This is a genomic window from Aeromonas sp. SE22 (assembly GCF_038739755.1).
Classification (GTDB): domain Bacteria; phylum Pseudomonadota; class Gammaproteobacteria; order Enterobacterales; family Aeromonadaceae; genus Aeromonas; species Aeromonas jandaei.
Map to the genome: position 1 here is coordinate 44,183 of NZ_JBCGFD010000001.1, position 18,719 is coordinate 62,901.

15 protein-coding genes and 1 riboswitch are annotated in these 18,719 nt (G+C 56.1%); of the genes, 12 read left to right on the forward strand and 3 right to left on the reverse strand.

Translation table 11 applies throughout. The features are described from left to right. Positions 1 to 7 precede the first annotated feature (7 nt). The 10 genes from AAHA39_RS00205 (at position 8) to mgtE (ending at position 11,748) form a co-directional block, all read left to right on the forward strand. Positions 8 to 760 (forward strand): flagellar hook assembly protein FlgD, encoded by a 753-nt coding sequence (locus tag AAHA39_RS00205; protein ID WP_320655889.1) that lies wholly within the window; start codon positions 8 to 10, stop codon positions 758 to 760. 10 nt (positions 761 to 770) lie between these two features. Then, complete coding sequence (flgE, locus tag AAHA39_RS00210) at positions 771 to 2,126, forward strand: flagellar hook protein FlgE (protein ID WP_320655888.1); 1,356 nt, start codon at positions 771 to 773, stop codon at positions 2,124 to 2,126. Positions 2,127 to 2,272: 146 nt separating this feature from the next. Next, positions 2,273 to 3,019 carry a flagellar basal-body rod protein FlgF gene (gene flgF, locus AAHA39_RS00215; protein ID WP_320655887.1) on the forward strand — a complete coding sequence of 249 codons (747 nt, stop codon included), beginning with the start codon at positions 2,273 to 2,275 and terminating at the stop codon, positions 3,017 to 3,019. 15 nt (positions 3,020 to 3,034) lie between these two features. Next, entirely contained in the window at positions 3,035 to 3,823 is a 789-nt protein-coding gene (gene flgG / locus AAHA39_RS00220) for a flagellar basal-body rod protein FlgG (protein ID WP_201913075.1), read from the forward strand. Between the two features lie 14 nt (positions 3,824 to 3,837). Beyond that, a complete protein-coding gene (gene flgH, locus AAHA39_RS00225) occupies positions 3,838 to 4,509 on the forward strand; it encodes a flagellar basal body L-ring protein FlgH (RefSeq protein ID WP_209298962.1) in 672 nt (223 codons plus the stop codon). Positions 4,510 to 4,517: 8 nt separating this feature from the next. Beyond that, entirely contained in the window at positions 4,518 to 5,615 is a 1,098-nt protein-coding gene (locus AAHA39_RS00230; protein WP_071911665.1) for a flagellar basal body P-ring protein FlgI, read from the forward strand. A 43-nt stretch (positions 5,616 to 5,658) separates the two neighbouring features. Beyond that, on the forward strand, positions 5,659 to 6,714 hold the full coding sequence (flgJ, locus tag AAHA39_RS00235) for a flagellar assembly peptidoglycan hydrolase FlgJ (RefSeq protein ID WP_320655886.1): 1,056 nt from the start codon (positions 5,659 to 5,661) through the stop codon (positions 6,712 to 6,714). Positions 6,715 to 6,717: 3 nt separating this feature from the next. After that, positions 6,718 to 8,718, forward strand: a complete 2,001-nt coding sequence (locus AAHA39_RS00240; RefSeq protein ID WP_320655885.1) for a FlgK family flagellar hook-associated protein — start codon at positions 6,718 to 6,720, stop codon at positions 8,716 to 8,718. Positions 8,719 to 8,722: 4 nt separating this feature from the next. Continuing rightward, on the forward strand, positions 8,723 to 9,931 hold the full coding sequence (gene flgL / locus AAHA39_RS00245; protein WP_320655884.1) for a flagellar hook-associated protein FlgL: 1,209 nt from the start codon (positions 8,723 to 8,725) through the stop codon (positions 9,929 to 9,931). 182 nt (positions 9,932 to 10,113) lie between these two features. Then, a riboswitch (M-box (ykoK) riboswitch) is annotated at positions 10,114 to 10,283 on the forward strand. Between the two features lie 121 nt (positions 10,284 to 10,404). Continuing rightward, positions 10,405 to 11,748, forward strand: a complete 1,344-nt coding sequence (gene mgtE / locus AAHA39_RS00250) for a magnesium transporter (protein WP_042033338.1) — start codon at positions 10,405 to 10,407, stop codon at positions 11,746 to 11,748. Positions 11,749 to 11,811: 63 nt separating this feature from the next. Here the strand turns inward: mgtE and ppx are convergent, their stop codons facing one another. The 3 genes from ppx to AAHA39_RS00265 form a co-directional block, all read right to left on the reverse strand. Beyond that, positions 11,812 to 13,302 carry an exopolyphosphatase gene (gene ppx, locus AAHA39_RS00255; protein WP_320655883.1) on the reverse strand — a complete coding sequence of 497 codons (1,491 nt, stop codon included), beginning with the start codon at positions 13,300 to 13,302 and terminating at the stop codon, positions 11,812 to 11,814. After that, the gene (ppk1, locus tag AAHA39_RS00260; protein ID WP_041209862.1) at positions 13,292 to 15,361 is read right to left on the reverse strand and encodes a polyphosphate kinase 1; all 2,070 of its coding nucleotides are present in this window, start codon (positions 15,359 to 15,361) and stop codon (positions 13,292 to 13,294) included. The genes ppx and ppk1 overlap by 11 nt, the downstream gene beginning before the upstream one ends. 80 nt (positions 15,362 to 15,441) lie before the next feature. Beyond that, positions 15,442 to 15,954 carry a glycine cleavage system protein R gene (locus AAHA39_RS00265; RefSeq protein ID WP_033114369.1) on the reverse strand — a complete coding sequence of 171 codons (513 nt, stop codon included), beginning with the start codon at positions 15,952 to 15,954 and terminating at the stop codon, positions 15,442 to 15,444. 190 nt (positions 15,955 to 16,144) lie between these two features. Here AAHA39_RS00265 and AAHA39_RS00270 point away from each other — a divergent pair, with 190 nt between their 5' ends. Further along, positions 16,145 to 17,032 carry a DUF2726 domain-containing protein gene (locus AAHA39_RS00270; protein WP_320655882.1) on the forward strand — a complete coding sequence of 296 codons (888 nt, stop codon included), beginning with the start codon at positions 16,145 to 16,147 and terminating at the stop codon, positions 17,030 to 17,032. A gap of 242 nt (positions 17,033 to 17,274) precedes the next feature. Next, positions 17,275 to 18,696, forward strand: coding sequence for a sigma-54 dependent transcriptional regulator (locus AAHA39_RS00275; RefSeq protein ID WP_041209864.1), 1,422 nt, complete (start codon positions 17,275 to 17,277; stop codon positions 18,694 to 18,696). Positions 18,697 to 18,719 lie beyond the last annotated feature (23 nt).

The window sequence follows — 18,719 nt, forward strand, 5'->3', positions numbered from 1 at the left end:
ATGCAACATGGCCAATACAAATGGTGTGAGTGGCGTTAACTATGCGTCCACTCAGACAAATGGTACGACAACAGCGCCAAAGAAGGAGCTGGATCAGGCTTCATTTCTAAAATTGCTTACGATGCAGCTCTCGTATCAGGATCCCTTCAAGCCTGTTGATAATGCCCAGATGCTTTCTCAGATGGCGTCCATGTCCACCTCGGAGGGGATTAGCAGCTTATCTACTCAGATGGGCAAGCTTAATGAACAGATGGTCTCCAGCCAAGCTCTGCAAGCCTCTTCCCTGGTTGGACAGAATGTGTTGCTGCAAAGCAGTACCGGATTTTTGGATAAGGAAGGTTCTTTAACTGGTGTCGTTGCGGTTGGTACGACGAACAAGTATGCCAGTGTCAAAATTACCGTCGAAGATGAGAAGGGGCAGGTTATCAAAGAGTTTCCCCTTGAAGGTGATCAGATGGGTAACGTCGAGATTGCCTGGGATGGAACAGATAAAGATGGTAAGCGTGCTCCATCAGGGAAATATGTGCTTAAGGCCAGTGGCAATCTTGATGGCAAGTCGGAGAGTATTACTACTTTTGCTTATGGCAAGGTGGAGAGTGTTGCCTTGGGAACAGCAACAAGCCCGACCCGTCTCAATTTGAAGGGGCTAGGTGGAGAGTATTTAAACAACATCCTGCAGGTGTCAGGAATTAATTCAAATCAGACGACAACGTCATCAAAGACAACGTCATCCAAGACCACGTCGACATCATCGATCTAAGGAGCTGGATATGTCATTTAACAATGCTTTAAGCGGTGTCAACGCGGCACAAAAAGACTTGAACGTCACTGCTAACAACATTGCCAACGTCAATACTATGGGCTTTAAAGAGTCTCGAGCCGAGTTTGCGGATGTTTATGCCAACTCCATTTTTGTCAATGGCAAGACTCAGGTCGGTAATGGTGTCGCGACAGGCGCTGTTGCCCAGCAGTTCCATCAGGGGGCACTGCAATTTACTAATAACGCGCTGGATTTGGCGATCCAGGGTAACGGTTTCTTTGTTACTTCCGATGGTCTGACCAATCTGGATCGCACCTATACCCGTGCAGGTGCTTTCAAGCTCAATGAAAACAGCTATATGGTCAACAACCAAGGTTCATATCTGCAAGGTTATGAGATAAATGCGGATGGTACCCCGAAGGCAGTCAGTATCAATGCAACCAAGCCGATCCAGATTCCGGATCGCGCTGGTGAGCCTGTGAAGACAACCAAAATAGAAGCAAGTTTTAACTTACCGTCAACGTCAACGACTAAACCGCAACCATTTAATCCTTCAACCTTTGACCCCAAAGATTCAAAAACGTACTCGTCATCCACTTCAGTGGTTATTTATGATTCTCTGGGAGAACCTCATACTATTACTCAATATTTTGTCAGGGATGCAGATACTATCGATCCGACTAAACCTGCAGATCCTCCGGCTTGGCGCATGTATCTTTATCAGGGTGACAAGCCTATTGATATCGAAAATGGAACCGCACCAACGATGGCTGCTGGCCTCAATCAAGCACCAAAAGCGGCTAAAATTACATTTGGCTCTGATGGTAAAATGACGGGAATTATTCCAACCTCACTCAAAACTGAACCACTTGGCACTGTTGGTGCAACTGGTGCAGGCATTATTACTAATGGCGCTGATCCAACTCAGCAGATTGATATCAGTCTTGATTCGGTGACTCAATATGCTTCACCTTTTGAAGTCAGCAAATTGACACAGGATGGCTCTACTGTTGGCCGTTTGACTAAGGTTGAGATAACACCGGACGGAATAGTCTCCGCAACTTATAGTAATGCCACCACCATCAAAGTCGCCATGGTCGCTATGGCCAAGTTTGCCAACTCGCAAGGGTTGACTCAGGTGGGCGATACTTCCTGGCGGCAATCACTGCTCTCTGGCGATGCCTTACCGGGTACCCCCAACTCGGGCACATTCGGTACCATCAAGTCCTCGGCACTTGAACAATCCAACGTGGATTTGACCTCAGAGCTGGTGGATTTGATCACTGCCCAGCGTAACTTCCAGGCCAACTCCCGTTCCCTGGAGGTCAACAGCTCGCTGCAACAGACCATCCTGCAGATCCGTTAATTGATCTACTGGCTATTTTAAGAGGGGGACTGATGTCCCCCTCTGTATTTCTGAGTCCAGGCTCCCCTCAATATCCCTCCAATTTTTCCTGTTGGCACTCAAATTGCAGTTCCCTCATCAGAGTCATCTGTTTGACGGAGAATCCCATGGATCACCTGCTTTACATCGCCATGTCCGGGGCCAAAGCCAACATGAATAGCCTTGCTATTCGCAGCAATAACCTCGCCAACGCCAATACCACCGGCTTCAAGTCCGACTTCGAGCAGGCGCGTAGTATGCAAAGTTTTGGGGAGGGCTTGCCCAGTCGGGTATTTGCCATGACGGAGCGTCCCGGTCAGAACTTGCAGCATGGCATGTTGATGACAACGGGTCGGGATCTTGACGTGGCTGTTGATGGGCCGGGCTGGATTGCAGTGCAGGACCCCAAAGGGGGTGAGGCCTATACCCGCATGGGGAACTTGCAGGTGAGTGCCACAGGTAATCTGCAGACCTCAACCGGTCTGAACATCGTAGATGATGGTGGCCAGCCCATCGTGCTGCCGATGCCGATGGAGAAGCTTGAGATCAACCGTGATGGCACCATTACCGGTCGGCCCGAAGGTGCGGCGGCTAACCTGTCTGAGGATTTTCAGCGGATCAAGCTGGTTAACCCGGCTGCCAATGCGGTAGAGAAGGGTACTGATGGCCTGTTTCGTCGCAAGGACGGCCAAAATGAACCGGCCTCAGCTGCTGTCGGTCTGATTGCCGGCTCTCTGGAAGGTAGCAACGTCAATGTGGTGGATGAGATGACCAACCTCATTCAACTGCAGCGTCAGTTCGAAACCCAGATCAAATTAATGAAAACGGCCGAAGAGAATGATGAGGCCCAAACCCAGTTGCTGCGTATCAGCTAACCAAGGAGTTACACCATGAATCCTGCACTCTGGATCAGCAAGACCGGGTTGGATGCTCAGCAGACCAATATTTCGGTCACCTCGAACAACCTGGCGAACGCCAGCACCGTGGGCTTCAAAAAGTCGCGGGCCATCTTTGAAGATCTGCTTTATCAGAACATCAACCAGCCAGGCGGACGTTCCTCGGCGAATACCGAGCGCCCGTCCGGCCTGATGCTGGGTGCCGGTGCCAAGGTGGTGGCGACCCAGAAAGATCACAGCCAGGGTAACGTGCAAACCACAGATAACTCCCTCGACCTGATGATCAGTGGCCGCGGCTACTTTGAAGTGCAGTTGCCGGATGGCAGCTCAGCCTATACTCGCAACGGTCAATTCACCCTGAACAGCGAAGGGACCATTGTCACGCCCGGCAATGGGTATCCTCTGCAACCGGAGATCCAGATCCCGGAAAACGCACAGAGCGTGACGGTTGGCGAAGATGGTCAGGTCTCCGTTCAGCTCAAGGGGGATGGCGCATCTCAGGTTGTCGGCCAGATCACTCTTTCTGATTTCGTCAACGCCAGCGGCCTGCAGCCGATGGGGGAGAACATGTTTGTGGAAACCCAGTCCAGTGGCGCGGCCATTCAGGGAACTGCGGGGGCCGATGGTATGGGCGTGGTGAAACAGGGGATGCTGGAGACCTCCAACGTCAATGTGACCGAGGAGCTGGTCAACCTGATCCAGGCCCAGCGGGTTTACGAGATGAACTCCAAGGTGCTCTCGGCGGTGGACGGCATGATGTCCTTCCTTGTACAGCGTACCTAAGTAGGAGGTGCATGATGAAAGCCGTATGGATGCTGGGCTTGCTGGTACTGGGTGGTTGTACCTCGACCCCCAATACCCCAAAACCCGATGATCCCGAGTTTTCTCCTGTTTACGGGGAGTCGGAGCCGGTCTCGGTGAGACCGACAGGGGCGATCTTTCAGCCGGAGCAGGTCAATGGCATCTATTCGGATATCAAGGCGCACAAGGTGGGTGACATCATCACCATTCAGCTGGCTGAATCGACCTCTGCCTCCAAAAAAGCCAACACCCAGAGTGGCAAGGACAACAAGTTCAAACTTGATCCGGTTAGTTTGGGCGGCGTGCCGGTGACGGCGGGGCCTTATGACCTCTCAGCCAGCATCGGCCAGACAGGTGCGTTCAAGGGACAAGCCAAGGCGGATCAGAGCAATAGCCTGCAGGGGAATATCTCGGTCAGCGTGGCCAAGGTACTGCCCAACGGCAACCTGATGGTGCGTGGCGAGAAGTGGATCATGCTTAATAATGGCAACGAGTATATCCGTATTACCGGTCTTATCCGGCCAGAGGATGTGACCTCTGATAACAGCGTTTCATCCCAGAAAGTTGCCAATGCCCGAATCTACTACGGTGGTACCGGTGATCTGGCCAATACCCAGGAACAGGGATGGCTGACCAGCTTTTTCAATGGTCCCTGGTGGCCGCTCTAGGAGATGTTATGAAGTCACTCCGTCTTGCCGCACTCCTCTGCTGTCTGTTGCCGCTGGGTATGGCTCATGCCGCCCGGATCAAGGACATCAGCTCGGTTGAAGGGGTTCGCACCAACCAGTTGATTGGTTACGGGCTGGTGGTCGGTCTGCCCGGTACTGGCGAGAAGAACAACGCCTTCACCGAGCAGACTTTCCGCACCATGCTCAACAACTTTGGCATCAAGGTGCCGGACAATATCAAGCCCAAGATCAAGGATGTGGCGCCTGTGGCTATTCATGCCGACTTGCCGCCCTTCTCCAAACCGGGCCAGACCATTGATGTCACGGTTTCCGCGATTGGCGAGGCGAAAAGCCTGCGTGGCGGTACTCTGCTGCAGAGCTTCCTCAAGGGGCTGGATGGTCGGGTCTATGCGGTTGCCCAAGGCAGCCTGGTAGTTGGTGGTCTGGGCGCCGAAGGGGCGGATGGCTCCAAGGTGGTGATCAATACCCCGACCGTCGGACGCATTGCCAACGGGGCAACCGTCGAGCGGGAAGTACCCAATGCGTTCAGTCAGGGCGATACCATCACCTTCAACCTGAACCGCCCGGATTTTACTACTGCACGCCGACTGGCTGATGTGGTGAACGATCTGGTCGGCCCCAATACTGCGCAGGCACTCGATGCCACTTCGGTCAAGGTCTATGCGCCGCGTGATCCGGGTCAGCGGGTCTCCTATCTCGCGACCATCGAGAATCTGGAAGTGGACCCGGCCAATGAAGCGGCCAAGATCATCGTCAACTCCCGAACCGGCACTATCGTCATTGGCAGTGAAGTCAGGTTGAAACCAGCGGCTATCAGCCACGGCGGATTGACCGTCACCATCGCGGAAAATCAGCAGGTTTCCCAGCCCAATCCACTCTCTGGCGGGCAGACCACAACCACCAACAGTTCGACCATCAACGTCAAGCAGGAGCAGGGGCGGATGTTCAAGTTTGACACTGGCGCCACGCTTGATGAGCTGGTTCGGGCCGTCAACCAGGTCGGGGTTGCTCCCGGTGACCTGATGGCCATCCTCGAGGCGCTGCAGCAGGCAGGCGCCATCGAAGGACAGCTGATCATATTGTAACAAGCGGCAAGGGGTTGCCACGGGCGGCAAAGAGGTAAGCAAAATGGCGGAATTTGACACTAACAGCGGTATCAATCTCGGGGTCGTGCAGGACGTAAAGAACCTTGATCGCCTCCGTCAGATGAGCAACAGCAAAGAGGGGCAGGCGGAAGCGCTCCGGAGTGCATCGCGCCAGTTTGAGTCAATTTTCACCCAGATGATTTTTCAGGGGATGCGGCAGGCCAATCAGGTGTTGACCCAGGATAGCCCGTTCAACAGCAGCTATACCCAGTTTTATGAAGGGATGCTGGATGAGCAGCGTGTTTCCGATATGACCAATAAAGGTGGGTTAGGTCTGGCCGATATGGTGGCCAAGCAGCTCTCACCGGCCACCTTTACCCACAAGGATGGACGGGTGCTCAAGATGCCGCAGCGCACGGAGCGTGCCTACAAACCCTACGAACCGCCCACCGGGGCTGCCAATGATTTGATTGAAGCCTCTAAAGTTGGCAAAGATTTTGCTGAAAAGGGCATGGCAGAGGATAAACCTGCGCTCACAATGCCGGTACGCCTTCACCGTACCGTGCCGCCGATGGGCATTGCCGCCCAGGCTGGTAGCAGTGCCGATGGCAAAGAGTTTGATAGTCCGGAAGAGTTTGTGCAGCGCTTGATGCCACTTGCCAAGAAAGCGGCCGACAAGCTGGGACTAAGCCCTGCGGTACTGGTGGCTCAGGCCGCGCTGGAAAGTGGCTGGGGCAAGCGGGTGATCAAGGATGGCGAGGGGAACGTAACTCACAACCTGTTTGGCATTAAGGCTGATCCCCGTTGGGAGGGGCCCAAGGCAGTGGTGAGTACGCTCGAGTATGAGGAAGGGGTTGCATCACGCCAAAAAGCGGCCTTCCGCTCCTACGACTCTTTTGAAGAGAGCTTCAACGATTACGTGGATTTTCTCACCACCGGCTCCCGTTACAAGGGGGCGTTGGCCAAAGTGGACAGTCCGGATCACTACTTTGAAGCGCTGCAAAAAGCCGGTTATGCCACGGACCCTCACTACGCCAACAAACTGAAACAGGTATTGCGCAGCGATGCGATTGCGCAATACAACGAGATGGAGCTGTAACATATGGCAAGCGATCTGCTTGGAATTGGTTCATCAGGTGTGCTGGCACAGCAACGCCTGCTGCAGAGCACCAGTAACAACATAGTGAACGTCAATAGCCAGGGCTATGTGCGTGAGCGTACGCTGGTGTATACCAATTCTGTTGGTCTGGGTACTGGTGATATCAAGACCGAGCGGATCCTCAACAGCTATATGCAGGGGGAGGTGCGCCGTGATACTTCTGCCTACTATGCATCCTTGACTCATTATGATCAGCTTTCCTCTGTGGACAGGTTGCTGGGGGATACCAGCAACAGCGTAGGGGCTGCCATGACCTCGTATTTCAATGCTTTCCACTCTGCCAATGAGTCACCAGCCGGCATTGGTGGCCGCAAGGTTGCAATGACCGAACTGAGCGGCATGGTCAATCGGTTTCACACCCTCTCGGCCCAGCTCGACAAGCAGAGTGACACTATCAGCACCCGCATTGAGGACGAGACCAAGCAGGTTAATAGCCTGCTTACCAGCATCAATGACCTGAATCAGGCCATCATGCGTACTCAGGGCTCACCAGAAGAGAACCTGATGCTGTCTGACCAGCGTGATGAGGCGATTCGCCAGCTTTCAGAAAAGATGGATATTCGCACCATCCCTCAGGCCAATGGCAGTGTGCTGGTCAACATGAGTACCGGTCACTCTCTGGTTCTGGATGGTGGTGTGGCCCAGTTTAAGGTAGTGGCAGGGGACCCTGATTCGCGCAACCAAGAGCTGCAACTGACCCTGGGTGATAATCAGGCTCTTATCGATCACGATACCTTCGGGGGTACTGTGGGTGGGCTGTTCAAGGCTCGTACTGATCTGGAGCCGACCAAGCGCGAGTTGGGACAACTTTCTATTGCCATGGCCGATGCCATGAACCAGCAAAACCGGCTGGGGATGGATCTGGATAACGAGCTGGGTAGCGATATTTTCACCCTGCCCACCAGCAAGGGGTTGCCTTACAACTCCAACGGCGGTACTACAGGTGCTACGGTCAGTTTTGTACCCGGTAAGGGAACAGAAGTGACCCCCTTTGACTACGAGATCCGCTTTAGCAGCGCCACAGGTTATGAGGTCTTTTCACTGGACAAGGATGGCAATGCGACCTCGGTTGCGACAGGGACTACGCCACCTGCCACTTTCCAGATCCCGGGCCACGGTATTTCGGTGGATTTGACCGGCGCGCCAGTTGCCGGCGACAAGCTGCTGTTGCAACCAGCCAAGAGTGCCGCTGCTGGCATAACGCAAAATATTACCCGGCCGGAAGATTTGGCTTTGGCTTCTCCGCTCAAAGCACAAAAGGCCACAAATAATACAGGTAGCGCCGATATCAAGCTGGAGGGCGTATTCAACACCGGGACCGGTTCTGGGTTTGGTACCAACACGCTAAATGCGGCTTCCCCTCAGGCCGTCAAAATAAACGGCGTTGGCGACTATGAGGTCTATGACAAAGGGGGCACGCTGATTGGTGTGGCTCCGGCAGCCAGCAAGGGGAAAAATTTGATGGCTGCATTGCAACTGCCACCTCCCGCGGTGGGCTCTGTCTATGCCAATCCCAAACAGACCCCCGGCTACGAGTTCAGCATTAGCGGCACGGTCAGGGCTGGCGACACCTTTACGCTCAGCTATAACACCAATGGTTTTGCCGATAACAGTAATGGTCTCGCCTTGGCCGATTTACAGAATAAGGATCTGGTGCGCAAGAGCACCAATGGTGGTACCACCAACGATAAGATGACCTTCAATGAAGCCTATACCGGGCTGGTTATGTCGGTGGGTAACAATACCAGCCAGGCGAAGACTTTGCTCAAGGCCAATGAGTCCAAGCTGATCCAAAGTACCGGTATCTATGAAAGTGTCTCCGGGGTCAATCTGGAAGAGGAAGCTGCCAATCTGATCCGGTTCCAGCAATCCTACGCGGCATCGGCCCAGATCGTCAGTACCGCCAAAACCATTTTCGACACACTGCTTGCTTCCGTGAGGTAACGTCATGCGCATTACGACCAACATGATCTACGACCGGAATATCTATTCCCTTAACAGTGCCAATGAGCGGCTCAATACCGCTTATCAGCAGCTGCAGACCGGCAATAAGTTCCAGACGGCCGGTGAAGACCCAGCAGGCATGAGCCAAAAAATGGCGCTGACCAAGGAGATCGACCTCTTCAAGCAATATGGGGTCAACGGTAGTCTTCTGGAGAACAGCCTTGGTCATGAAGAGACGGTATTGACCTCCCTGAATACCGCCATGCTGAGTGCGCAAACCCTGATCCAGAAATCACACAATGGCTCCATCAGCATGGATGACCGCAAAGCCATCTCCAGTGAACTGGAAGGATTGCAGCAGCAGATGTTTGATCTGATGAACAGCAAGAACTCTCAGGGGGAATATATCTTCGGCGGCAACCAGAGCAAGACCCAGCCCTACGTGAGAGATACCAACGGCAAGTTCATCTATCAGGGGGATACCGGACAGCGCGAGATCCAGGTTTCGCCGACCGTCAAGATTGCCGCCAATGACTCGGGGCAGGATCTCTTCGAGATTGTGGCGACCAGGCGCACAGCCAGTGCAGGGACTGCCAATATCAAGGTGGGCATCGCGGATCAGGGCAACTTTGATAACTTTTTCCAGGCAAACTACAACTCGGCGCTAGCCAGCAATGACTACACCGTTTCCACCACAATAGGGCCTCCCGATACCTATCAGATCAAGGATTCCGGTGGTGCTACGTTGCAGACTGGAAATTACACGCCCGGTACCAAGATCCCGTTCAATGGCCTTGAATTGACGCTCGATTTGCCAGCTGGTGGAGCAGCACAGCAGTTTTCGCTCAATCCGCCAAAGAATGACAACATCCTCAATGGCATGTCCGACTTTATCAATACGCTGCGTGATCCGAGCGTATCTGCCGATACGTTTCAGAGCAAGGTGGCCGATGCAACCGTTCACATGAAGAACGCCCGCCTGAACATCGATCATGGGCTAGGTGAACTGGGCGGCCGGATGAACAGTCTGGAGCAGGTGATGGGTTCCAACGAGGGATTGAGTACTCTCAACGCCGAGGCGAGGGCCAAGGTTTCCGAGGCCGATCTCTACGAAGTAATATCCACGCTGGCGAAAGAGGATGCAGCGCTGAGTGCGTCACAACTTTCCTTCAGCAAGATAAGCAGGTTGACCCTGTTTGATTACATCCGCTGAATCTACAAAAGGCCCTATCAGGGCCTTTTTGCATATTGGGCAATCCCATCGTTGAGCCATGATTGGTCAGTAATTGTAACAAGCTGTTACCTATGGCGGTTTCTGGCTAAACCGGGGTTGACCTTGTTGTGTGATTGGACAATTATGCCGCCCGCACAACAGAGGGTTGTGCAAGTTTAATTGCAGCATCTCGTTAGGCGAGGCTCCTGTATAAACACAGGCCACTGATCTCACGACGTCCAGAGACGCCCAAGATCAGGACAGTTTTCATCGGATTAAGGTGTAAACCCAAGTGGCTTCCGGCATGCCGGATACGTTATGCAGTGCTAAAGCTGGTACGTGGGGATGATGACACGCCGAACGGCGTCATTTCCTGCCTATTACTCGTCAATCAAATTGCTGTTTTCTTTCAGATGGCGAACGGATCTCCGCTCGCGCTCAGGCTTGCCTGAAATCACATGGGATTATTTGTGATGAAGAAAACACACACCATTCTCAACCGTCATCAACTGCTCGATCTCGCCAGCCTGCAGGGTTGGCTGGAACACAATCTGGATCCGGTTCAGCGTGCCGATCAACTGCTGACCCTGCGTCCGGAAGAGCTCAACTGCATCTTTGATACCTTGCCTGTGCCGCAGGGGGCTGAACTTATCGCTTCTCTCTCGGCAGAAAGTGCGGGTCGCCTGTTGCAGCGTATGCATGGCAGCATAGTTACAGTCTTGCAAGAGGCCATTCCCCGTCGCGAGATGGTGGCTATCCTGCGCAAGCTCGGCCGTCAGGATCGCACCATGCTGTTGGCGCGTTTTCCGACCCAGGCTCAGGCCATGTACTACTCCCTGCTTGACTGGCCTACCGAGTCGGTCGGGGCCAACATGCGTCATGAATACCTGGCCGTGAGCGAACAGGACACCGTGGGCAAGGCCAAGCAGCTGATCCACGATGCCTGGGACAATGCCCAGCTGTTTCGCCACATCTATGTGGTCAACGCGGATGGGCGTCTGCAGGGGAGCATCTCGCTCAAGACTCTGCTGATCGCTGACCCGCTGGCCAGCGTCGCAACTCTGATGGACCGTGAAACGGTGCGGATCAATGCTCGGGCGGATCAGGAGCTGGCGGCACGCCTGCTGATTGACCGCGACTTGTCGGTGTTGCCGGTCGAGGATCAGGGACGGCTGGTCGGTATTTTCCACGTTGATGATGCCGCCGATATCCTGGAGCTCGAATCCACCGAGGATGCCGAGATGCAGGGTGGTTCATCGCCGCTGGATACCCCCTATCTGCAGGCAACGCCCTGGCAGTTGTGGCGCAAGCGGGTGGGCTGGTTGCTCATTCTGTTTGTGGCCGAAGCCTATACCGGCACCGTGCTGCGGGCTTTCGAGGAGCAGTTGGAAGCTGCCATTGCCCTGGCATTCTTTATCCCTCTGCTGATCGGTACCGGTGGTAACAGCGGCACCCAGATCACCACTACCATAGTGCGTGCCATGGCGGTCGGGGAGGTGAGTTTGCGCAACCTCGGCACTGTGCTGAAGAAGGAGCTCTCTACCGGTTTGCTCATTTCGGCGGCCATTGCGCTGGCGGCCTGGGTGCGGGCCTGGAGTCTGGGGGTGGGTCCCCAGATTGGCATGGTAGTTACTCTGACCATCATCGCCATCGTGCTCTGGAGCGCCACTGTGGCGTCGGTGATCCCCATGGTGTTGCGCCGCTTCCGTATCGACCCGGCGGTCGTATCGGCTCCCTTTATCGCGACGCTGGTGGATGGTACCGGTCTTATCATCTACTTCGAGATTGCCAAGTTGCTGCTGCCCGAACTGCAGTAAACCACAACCTGAGAATGCAAAAGGCAGCCCACGGGCTGCCTTTTTTACATCTCTCTTTGCGGTTCAGCCGAGCTGGAACAACAGTGGCCAGCCCTGCTCCTGGCAATAACGGTGCTCCTTCTCCAGATTCTGCATCAGGAGACGGTTCTCCTCGCACCAGTCGATCGGCAGGGTCACTACCAGCTGATCCCCTTGTACCGCAACTTTCCACTCAGGCAGCAGGTTGTCCTGGCGCTTGTGGTGCGCGGCTACCGCTAGGCGCAAAATGCGGATGCAGCGCAGCACCGTCTGCAGGTCGTGGTTGGGCAGGGGCGGTAGCTCGGCGAGTTTTAGCCCCTTGCGCTGGAAGCGTACCAGCGCGGCCAGCAATGCCTGATCGTCCTGGTTGAAGCCGGGCAGGTCGGTGTGTTGCAGGATATAGGCGGAGTGGCGGTGGATGCCGCTGTAGTTGATGGCAAGGCCAATTTCGTGCAGCCGCGCCGCCCAGCCGAGGATGGCGCGATAGGGCTCTATCTCCATCTGCCAAGGCTCTTGCAGGGCATCAAACAGGGTCAGCACGCTCTGCTCCACCCGGGCGGCTTGTTTGCGGTCCATCCGGTAGTGGGTGCCGAGGGCTTGCGCCGTCCGTTCGCGGATATCGTGGTGCTGCAAGCGCTCCTCGAACTCATACAGCAATCCTTCACGCAGGGCTCCGTCAGAGTAGTCGAGCCGCTCGATGGGCAGCGAGGTAAACAGGCCGAGCAGGATGGCGACCGCGGCGGCAAACACCTCCTGACGCTCCTCGGTGAGCCCGGCCAGTTTGAGGTTATCGACCCGCTTGTGTTCGATCATCAGCGCCTTGAGCCGCTCCAGCCCCTCCAGCGTAATGCTGCCGTCAGTCAGCCCCTCACCCTGTAGCACGTCGCGCACGGTGCGGATCGAACCTGAGCTGCCAAGACAGCTCTGCCAGCCCAGCTTGCGGTACTGGTTGACGATGGGGGCGAGCTGGTGCTGCGCCTCCAGCACGGCATTGGTGAAGTGCTTGTCGCTCAGTTTGCCGCTGGCAAAGAAGCTCTGGGTAAAGCTGACACAGCCCATCTTGCGGCTGGTGAGGGCCTTGTGTTCAAACCCTTCACCGATGATGAGCTCGGTGCTGCCGCCGCCGATATCGATGACCAGTACCTGGCCCTCGATATGCTGGGTATGGGCGACCCCCTGATAGATGAGCCGTGCTTCTTCTTGCCCGCTGATGATCTCGATGGGGTGGTTGAGCACCTTGGCCGCTTCGCTGACGAACTCGCGCGCGTTGCTGGCACGGCGCAATGTGTAGGTGCCGGCGATGCGGATCTGATCCGGTTTGATGTTGGTGAGCCGCTCGGCAAACAGCGACAGACAGGCGAGGCCGCGTTCCATCGCCTCCGGGCTCATGCGCTTTTGCTCATCCATCCCTTCCGCCAGTCGCACCCGCTCCTTGATTCGATCGACGATGCGAAAACGCCCTTCGCTCAGATGGGCGATCACCATATGAAAACTGTTGGAGCCGAGATCGACGGCGGCGTAGAGGCTATTGTCCATTGTTTGACTCGATACGTTTGAGATAGTCGTAAATCGCGACCTGAGAGCGGATTTTGCGGCGGTTGCCCCGCTTCACATATTCGTTCTGCTGGTCGGCATCGATCACCCGCGCCTTGCAGGTATCACTCAGTTGTAGCTCGAGAATATCCATGATGCGCTGCTTGAGCCGCTCGTCATAGATGGGAGTGCCCACCTCGATCCGGCCGTCAATATTGCGGCTCATCCAGTCGGCGCTGGAGATATAGAGCTGGGGGTTGCCCTTGTTGTGGAACACCATCACCCGCGGGTGCTCGAGGAAGCGGTCGATGATGCTGATCACCTTGATGTTGTCACTGAGGCCCGGCACGCCCGGACGCAGGGCGCACATGCCACGGATGATCATCTGGATCGGCACCCCGGCCTGACCGGCGGCATAGAGCCGGTTGATGAGATCCCGGTCCACCAGGTTGTTGATCTTGAGGGTGATGCCGCTCGGTTGCCCCGCCTTGGCGTTGGAGAGCTCGTTGTCGATGAGACGATAGAGCTGACGCCGGCTGTTGATGGGGGAGACCAGCAAGTGGTTGAACTTGTAGCGCCGGTAGGGGTATTCGATGTACTCGAACACGCTCTCCACCTCGGCGGTGATGTCAGGATGGCGAGTCAGCAGCGAGAAGTCAGTATAGATCTTGGCGGTCTTCTCGTTGAAGTTGCCGGTCCCGATATGGGCGTAGCGCACCGCCTCGCCGTTTTCGTGGCGAGTAATCAGGCAGAGCTTGGAGTGGATCTTGAGGCTCGGCACCCCGAACACCACCTTGACCCCTGCATCGGTCAGGATGTTGGCCCAGTCGATGTTGGCAGCTTCATCGAAGCGGGCGCGCAGTTCTACCACCACGGTCACCTTCTTGCCGTTGTTGGCGGCATCGATGAGGGAGTGGATGATCCGCGACTTCTTGGCGACCCGGTAGATATTGATGCGAATGGCGCTGACCGCCGGATCGAACGCCGCCTGACGCACCAGCTCGGTGAAGTGGTGGAACTTGTGGTACGGGTAGTAGAGCAGGATGTCCTGCTTGGTGATGGCATCGAAGGCATTGACGAAGCCGTCAAAGTCGCGGCAATCGATGGCTGGCAGCTTGGGGTTTTCCAGATAGTCGCGGCCCACGTTGGGGAAGCCGATGAAATCCTTGAAGTTGTGATAGCGCCCGCCCGGCATGATGGCGTCGTAGGAGCTGATCTGCAGCTTGAGCTTGAGGAAGCTTATCATCGCCGCCGGCATCTCCCGCTCGTAGACGAAACGCACCGGCATGGCGGTGAGACGCTGCTTCAAGCCATCACTCATCTTGTCGACCAGGCTCAAGTCCAGCTGGTCGGAGAGGTCATATTCGGCATCCCGGGTCAGCTTCACCGCATAGGCGGCAATCTCGTCGTAGTCGAAGAAACCCTTGAAGATCTCGTCGAGACAGAAGCGGATGACATTGTCCAGAATGATGATCTGCTTCTTGCGGCGGGTCCCTTCCGGCGGCAGCTGGAAGAAACGGGGCAGGTCATCGGTCGGCACTTCCACCAGCGCGTACTGGATCACCTGGCCATTCTTTTTCATCTCGATGGCCAGATAGGTGTGCTCGTCTTTCAGGAACTTGACCGGGTTGACCTCCTTGTTGAGCAGGATCGGGATGATGTGGCGCAGCACCTTCTCCCGAAAGAACACCCGCAGCCACTTCTGGATGGCGTCGGAGAGCTGGTTTTCGTTGACCAGAAAGATGTTGTGGCGAGCCAGGGCGATCAGCAGCTCCTTGTAGGTGTTGTCGAATGCCTCGCCAAGTGCCATCACCTTCTGCTGGATGGCGCGCAGCAGCACCTTGGCTTCATCATCGCCGCCATGTACTTCGTTGATCAGAATGCGGCGCTTGACGTCCGACACCCGAACTTTAAAAAACTCATCCTGGTTGGAGGAGAAGATCCCCAAAAAGCGGACCCGCTCGATGAGGGGGACCGTCTTGTCCATCGCTTCTTGCAACACCCGTTCATTGAATGAGAGCCAGCTCAGCTCTTTCTCTTCATACAGCTTGTCGGTGCTCATGTTATGCCTCTGGTCTCTAATCAGTTCGCCTCTGCGCGGCAGGTATGACGTGAATATATGACAGAAAAGTGACAGCAATATTACTCGGGCATCGCCTCGTCAATATCGACCACCAGATCATCGGAGAGAGACTCCAGCGCAGAAACAAGGCTCTCCATCTCCAGCCCGTCTGGCAGAGCAACCAGTGCATGGGCATAGAAGAGTGATGCGCCAGAGTGGGGGGCCGGTTCACAGCCGGTGGTGAGATCGGCCACATTGATATCAAGTTGCCGCAGGATGCTTGCTACTTCGTGGACGATGCCGGGGCGATCATTGCCGGTGACCGTCATCATCACCTGATGGGCCGGCTCGGCGGTGGGGGTCCCTTCGGCAAAACTGATGGTGAGGCCGGGCAGCAGGGCCAGCGCTTCGCACAGGCTGCGGTAGTGCTCCTCGGGCACCGCCACATGGAGGATACCGGCAAACTGGCCTGCCAGCTCGCTCATGGCACTGCCCAGCCAGTTGCCCTGCTCGCGACTGATGACGGCAGCCAGACTCTCGACGATACCTGGTTTGTCTGCACCGATCACGGTGACCACCAATTGCTTTTGCATCCTGCTCTCCTTGGAATCGGGTTTCTCCAGCATTGTGCCTGCTGTGGCTGGTCATATGAAGCCCCGCCCGCTGGCAAATGGATAAAAAGCAGGGACTTTTACACTTTCCATACGCTTGCCTGCTGCCTTGCCTGACGCTGGCTGTGGTAAAGTGTTCCCCCTTTCGTGTTGTGAACTGGATTGTGCTCTCATGAATACCCTCGTCCTGTCGGGATTACTGCTGCTGGCCCTGCTGGTGCTGGCGATTTTCTGGAGCAGAAACAAGGAGCAGAAGCAGCTGCCCTACGATCTGCAGGAGACTCTCTTCACTCCGGCCGAGCGCTCTTTTCTCGGGGTTCTGGATCTGGCGGTAGGCGACAAGGCCAGAGTGCTTGCCAAGGTGCGGGTGGCCGATGTGCTGACTCCGCAAGCGGGGCTCGGCAAGAGCAAATGGCAGCAACACTTCAACAAGATCAGCGGCAAGCATTTTGACTATCTGCTCTGCCATCCGACCGACCTCTCGTTTGTCTGCGCCATCGAGCTGGATGACAGCTCTCACCGTCATCAGAAGCGTAAGGCGCGTGATCTCTTTCTGAAAACTGCCTGCGACAGCGCCGGTCTGCCCCTGCTGCAAATTCCGGCCAGCAGCGGTTATCAGGTGGAAGAGTTGCGCGAACAGATTCTGCCGTTGCTGGTCAAAACCAGCGAGCCGGTGGTCGATGATCTGCTGCCGGGCCAGCGGCGCGAACCTACCTTCAATCCTCTGTTGCTGGACGGGGTCGATCTTGGCACGCCGTTGCGCGGTGGCTCGCCACAGGCAACTGTTCGCCCGGTCGATGAAGAGCCGCTTCACTTCCCAAATCTGGAGCGCCCTGCGCCGAGCGTTGCAGTTCCCGCGATGGAGCCGGAGCTTGCCGACAACCTGTTTGCCGATCCGTCTGAAGACGAGGATGAAGAGGTGCACCACTGTCCTCGCTGCGATGCGCCGCTGGTGGAACGTGAAGCCAAGAAAGGGCCCCATGCCGGCCGCCTCTTTCTGGCCTGCAGCCGTTTCCCCGAGTGCCGCTACGCCACCCCGTGCCACCATATCCACCCTTGAACTGCTGCATCTGAGTGATACCGCCGCCGGCAAGGCGGTATCACCTGAATATTCCCTTCGAAAAAAATGCCGTAGCCATTTCGTTTATCCCCGTTTTATGTCGATACACTTAGCCTGAATACGACAATTTTTGACAAAGTGTCGGAATTTTGGCACTTTGTCTGTCAGAAATAAAATAAGTGATATATGTTTTATATCTATATAAAACAATGAATTATATTCGGTCGTCGCGAGGGATTGATATGGTGGAGATGGGCGTGTTGATTGTTGATGCCGATGCGCAGCGGCGTCAGCAGTTGGGAACAGTGCTCTCGTTTATGGGGATCCCGTGGCAAGAGGTAGCTGAAGGCGATCTGGATGTCGCCATCGACTCCTCCGGCCCCCTGCAAGGTGTACTGGCCGGAGAGCTCGGCACCCGTGTTCTGCCGGATCTGCTGGCTGCATTCCCCCGAACCCCCTTTATCTCTCTGGTCGAGGCCGACCTGCCCAACAGCAACTTCATCGGTGTTGCCGAGGCGCCGTTTACCTATGAGTCGCTGACTCGCCACCTGCACTTCTGTCAGGCGTTTGTTTCTCTGCATCCCCGTCAGCAGACCCATGACAAGGGGCAGGCTCTGCTGCGCCTGCTGGTGGGCAAGGGGAAGGGGATCCAGGAGGTGCGTCGCCTCATCAGCCAGGTTGCCGAGACCGATGCCAACGTGCTGATCCTCGGTGAGTCGGGTACCGGTAAAGAGGTGGTGGCGCGCGCCATTCACGAACTCTCTGGCCGCAGCCAGGGGCCGTTCGTGCCCATCAACTGCGGTGCCATTCCGGCGGAGCTCTTGGAGAGCGAGCTGTTCGGCCACGAGAAGGGGGCCTTTACCGGTGCTATCGCCGCGCGGCGTGGCCGCTTCGAGCTGGCGCAGGGGGGCACTCTGTTCCTCGACGAGATCGGCGACATGCCGATGCCGATGCAGGTCAAGCTGCTGCGGGTGTTGCAGGAACGGCTCTTTGATCGGGTGGGTGGTGGCAAGCCCATTCAGGCCGATGTGCGTATCATCGCCGCGACTCACCGGGATCTGGAGGCGTTGATCCGCACCCAGGGCTTCCGTGAAGATCTCTACTATCGCCTCAATGTCTTCCCCATCGAGACTCCGCCGCTTCGTGATCGCATCGACGATATCCCCCTGCTGCTGCAGGAGCTGCTCAACCGCCATGCCGAACAGCACCACAGCACCATCCGTCTGACCCAGCGGGCGATGGAGTCGCTGATGCAGTATCCCTGGCCGGGCAACGTGCGCGAGCTCTCCAACCTGCTGGAGCGGCTGCTCATTCTCTATCCGCAGCAGATTGTCGATGTGGCCGATCTGCCGAGCCGCTACCGCTTGCTGCCAAGCGAGCCGCGTGATGAGCGACTGACCGAGATGGATGAGCGGGATGCACTGGCCGCGGTGTTTCAGGATCCGCCGGAGATCGACCATCCGCTTTCCTCGCCTCGAACCATGCAGCTGCCGGAGGAGGGGGTCAATCTCAAGGAGATGCTGGCCGACCTCGAAGTGGAGCTGATCCGTCAGGCTCTGGAGTCGCAGGACGGGGTGGTGGCCCGCGCCGCCGATCTGCTCGGCATGCGTCGTACTACCTTGGTCGAGAAGATGAAAAAGTATGGGATGAGCAAGGACGTCTGAGGGTCAAAGCCTTGACGCAGAGC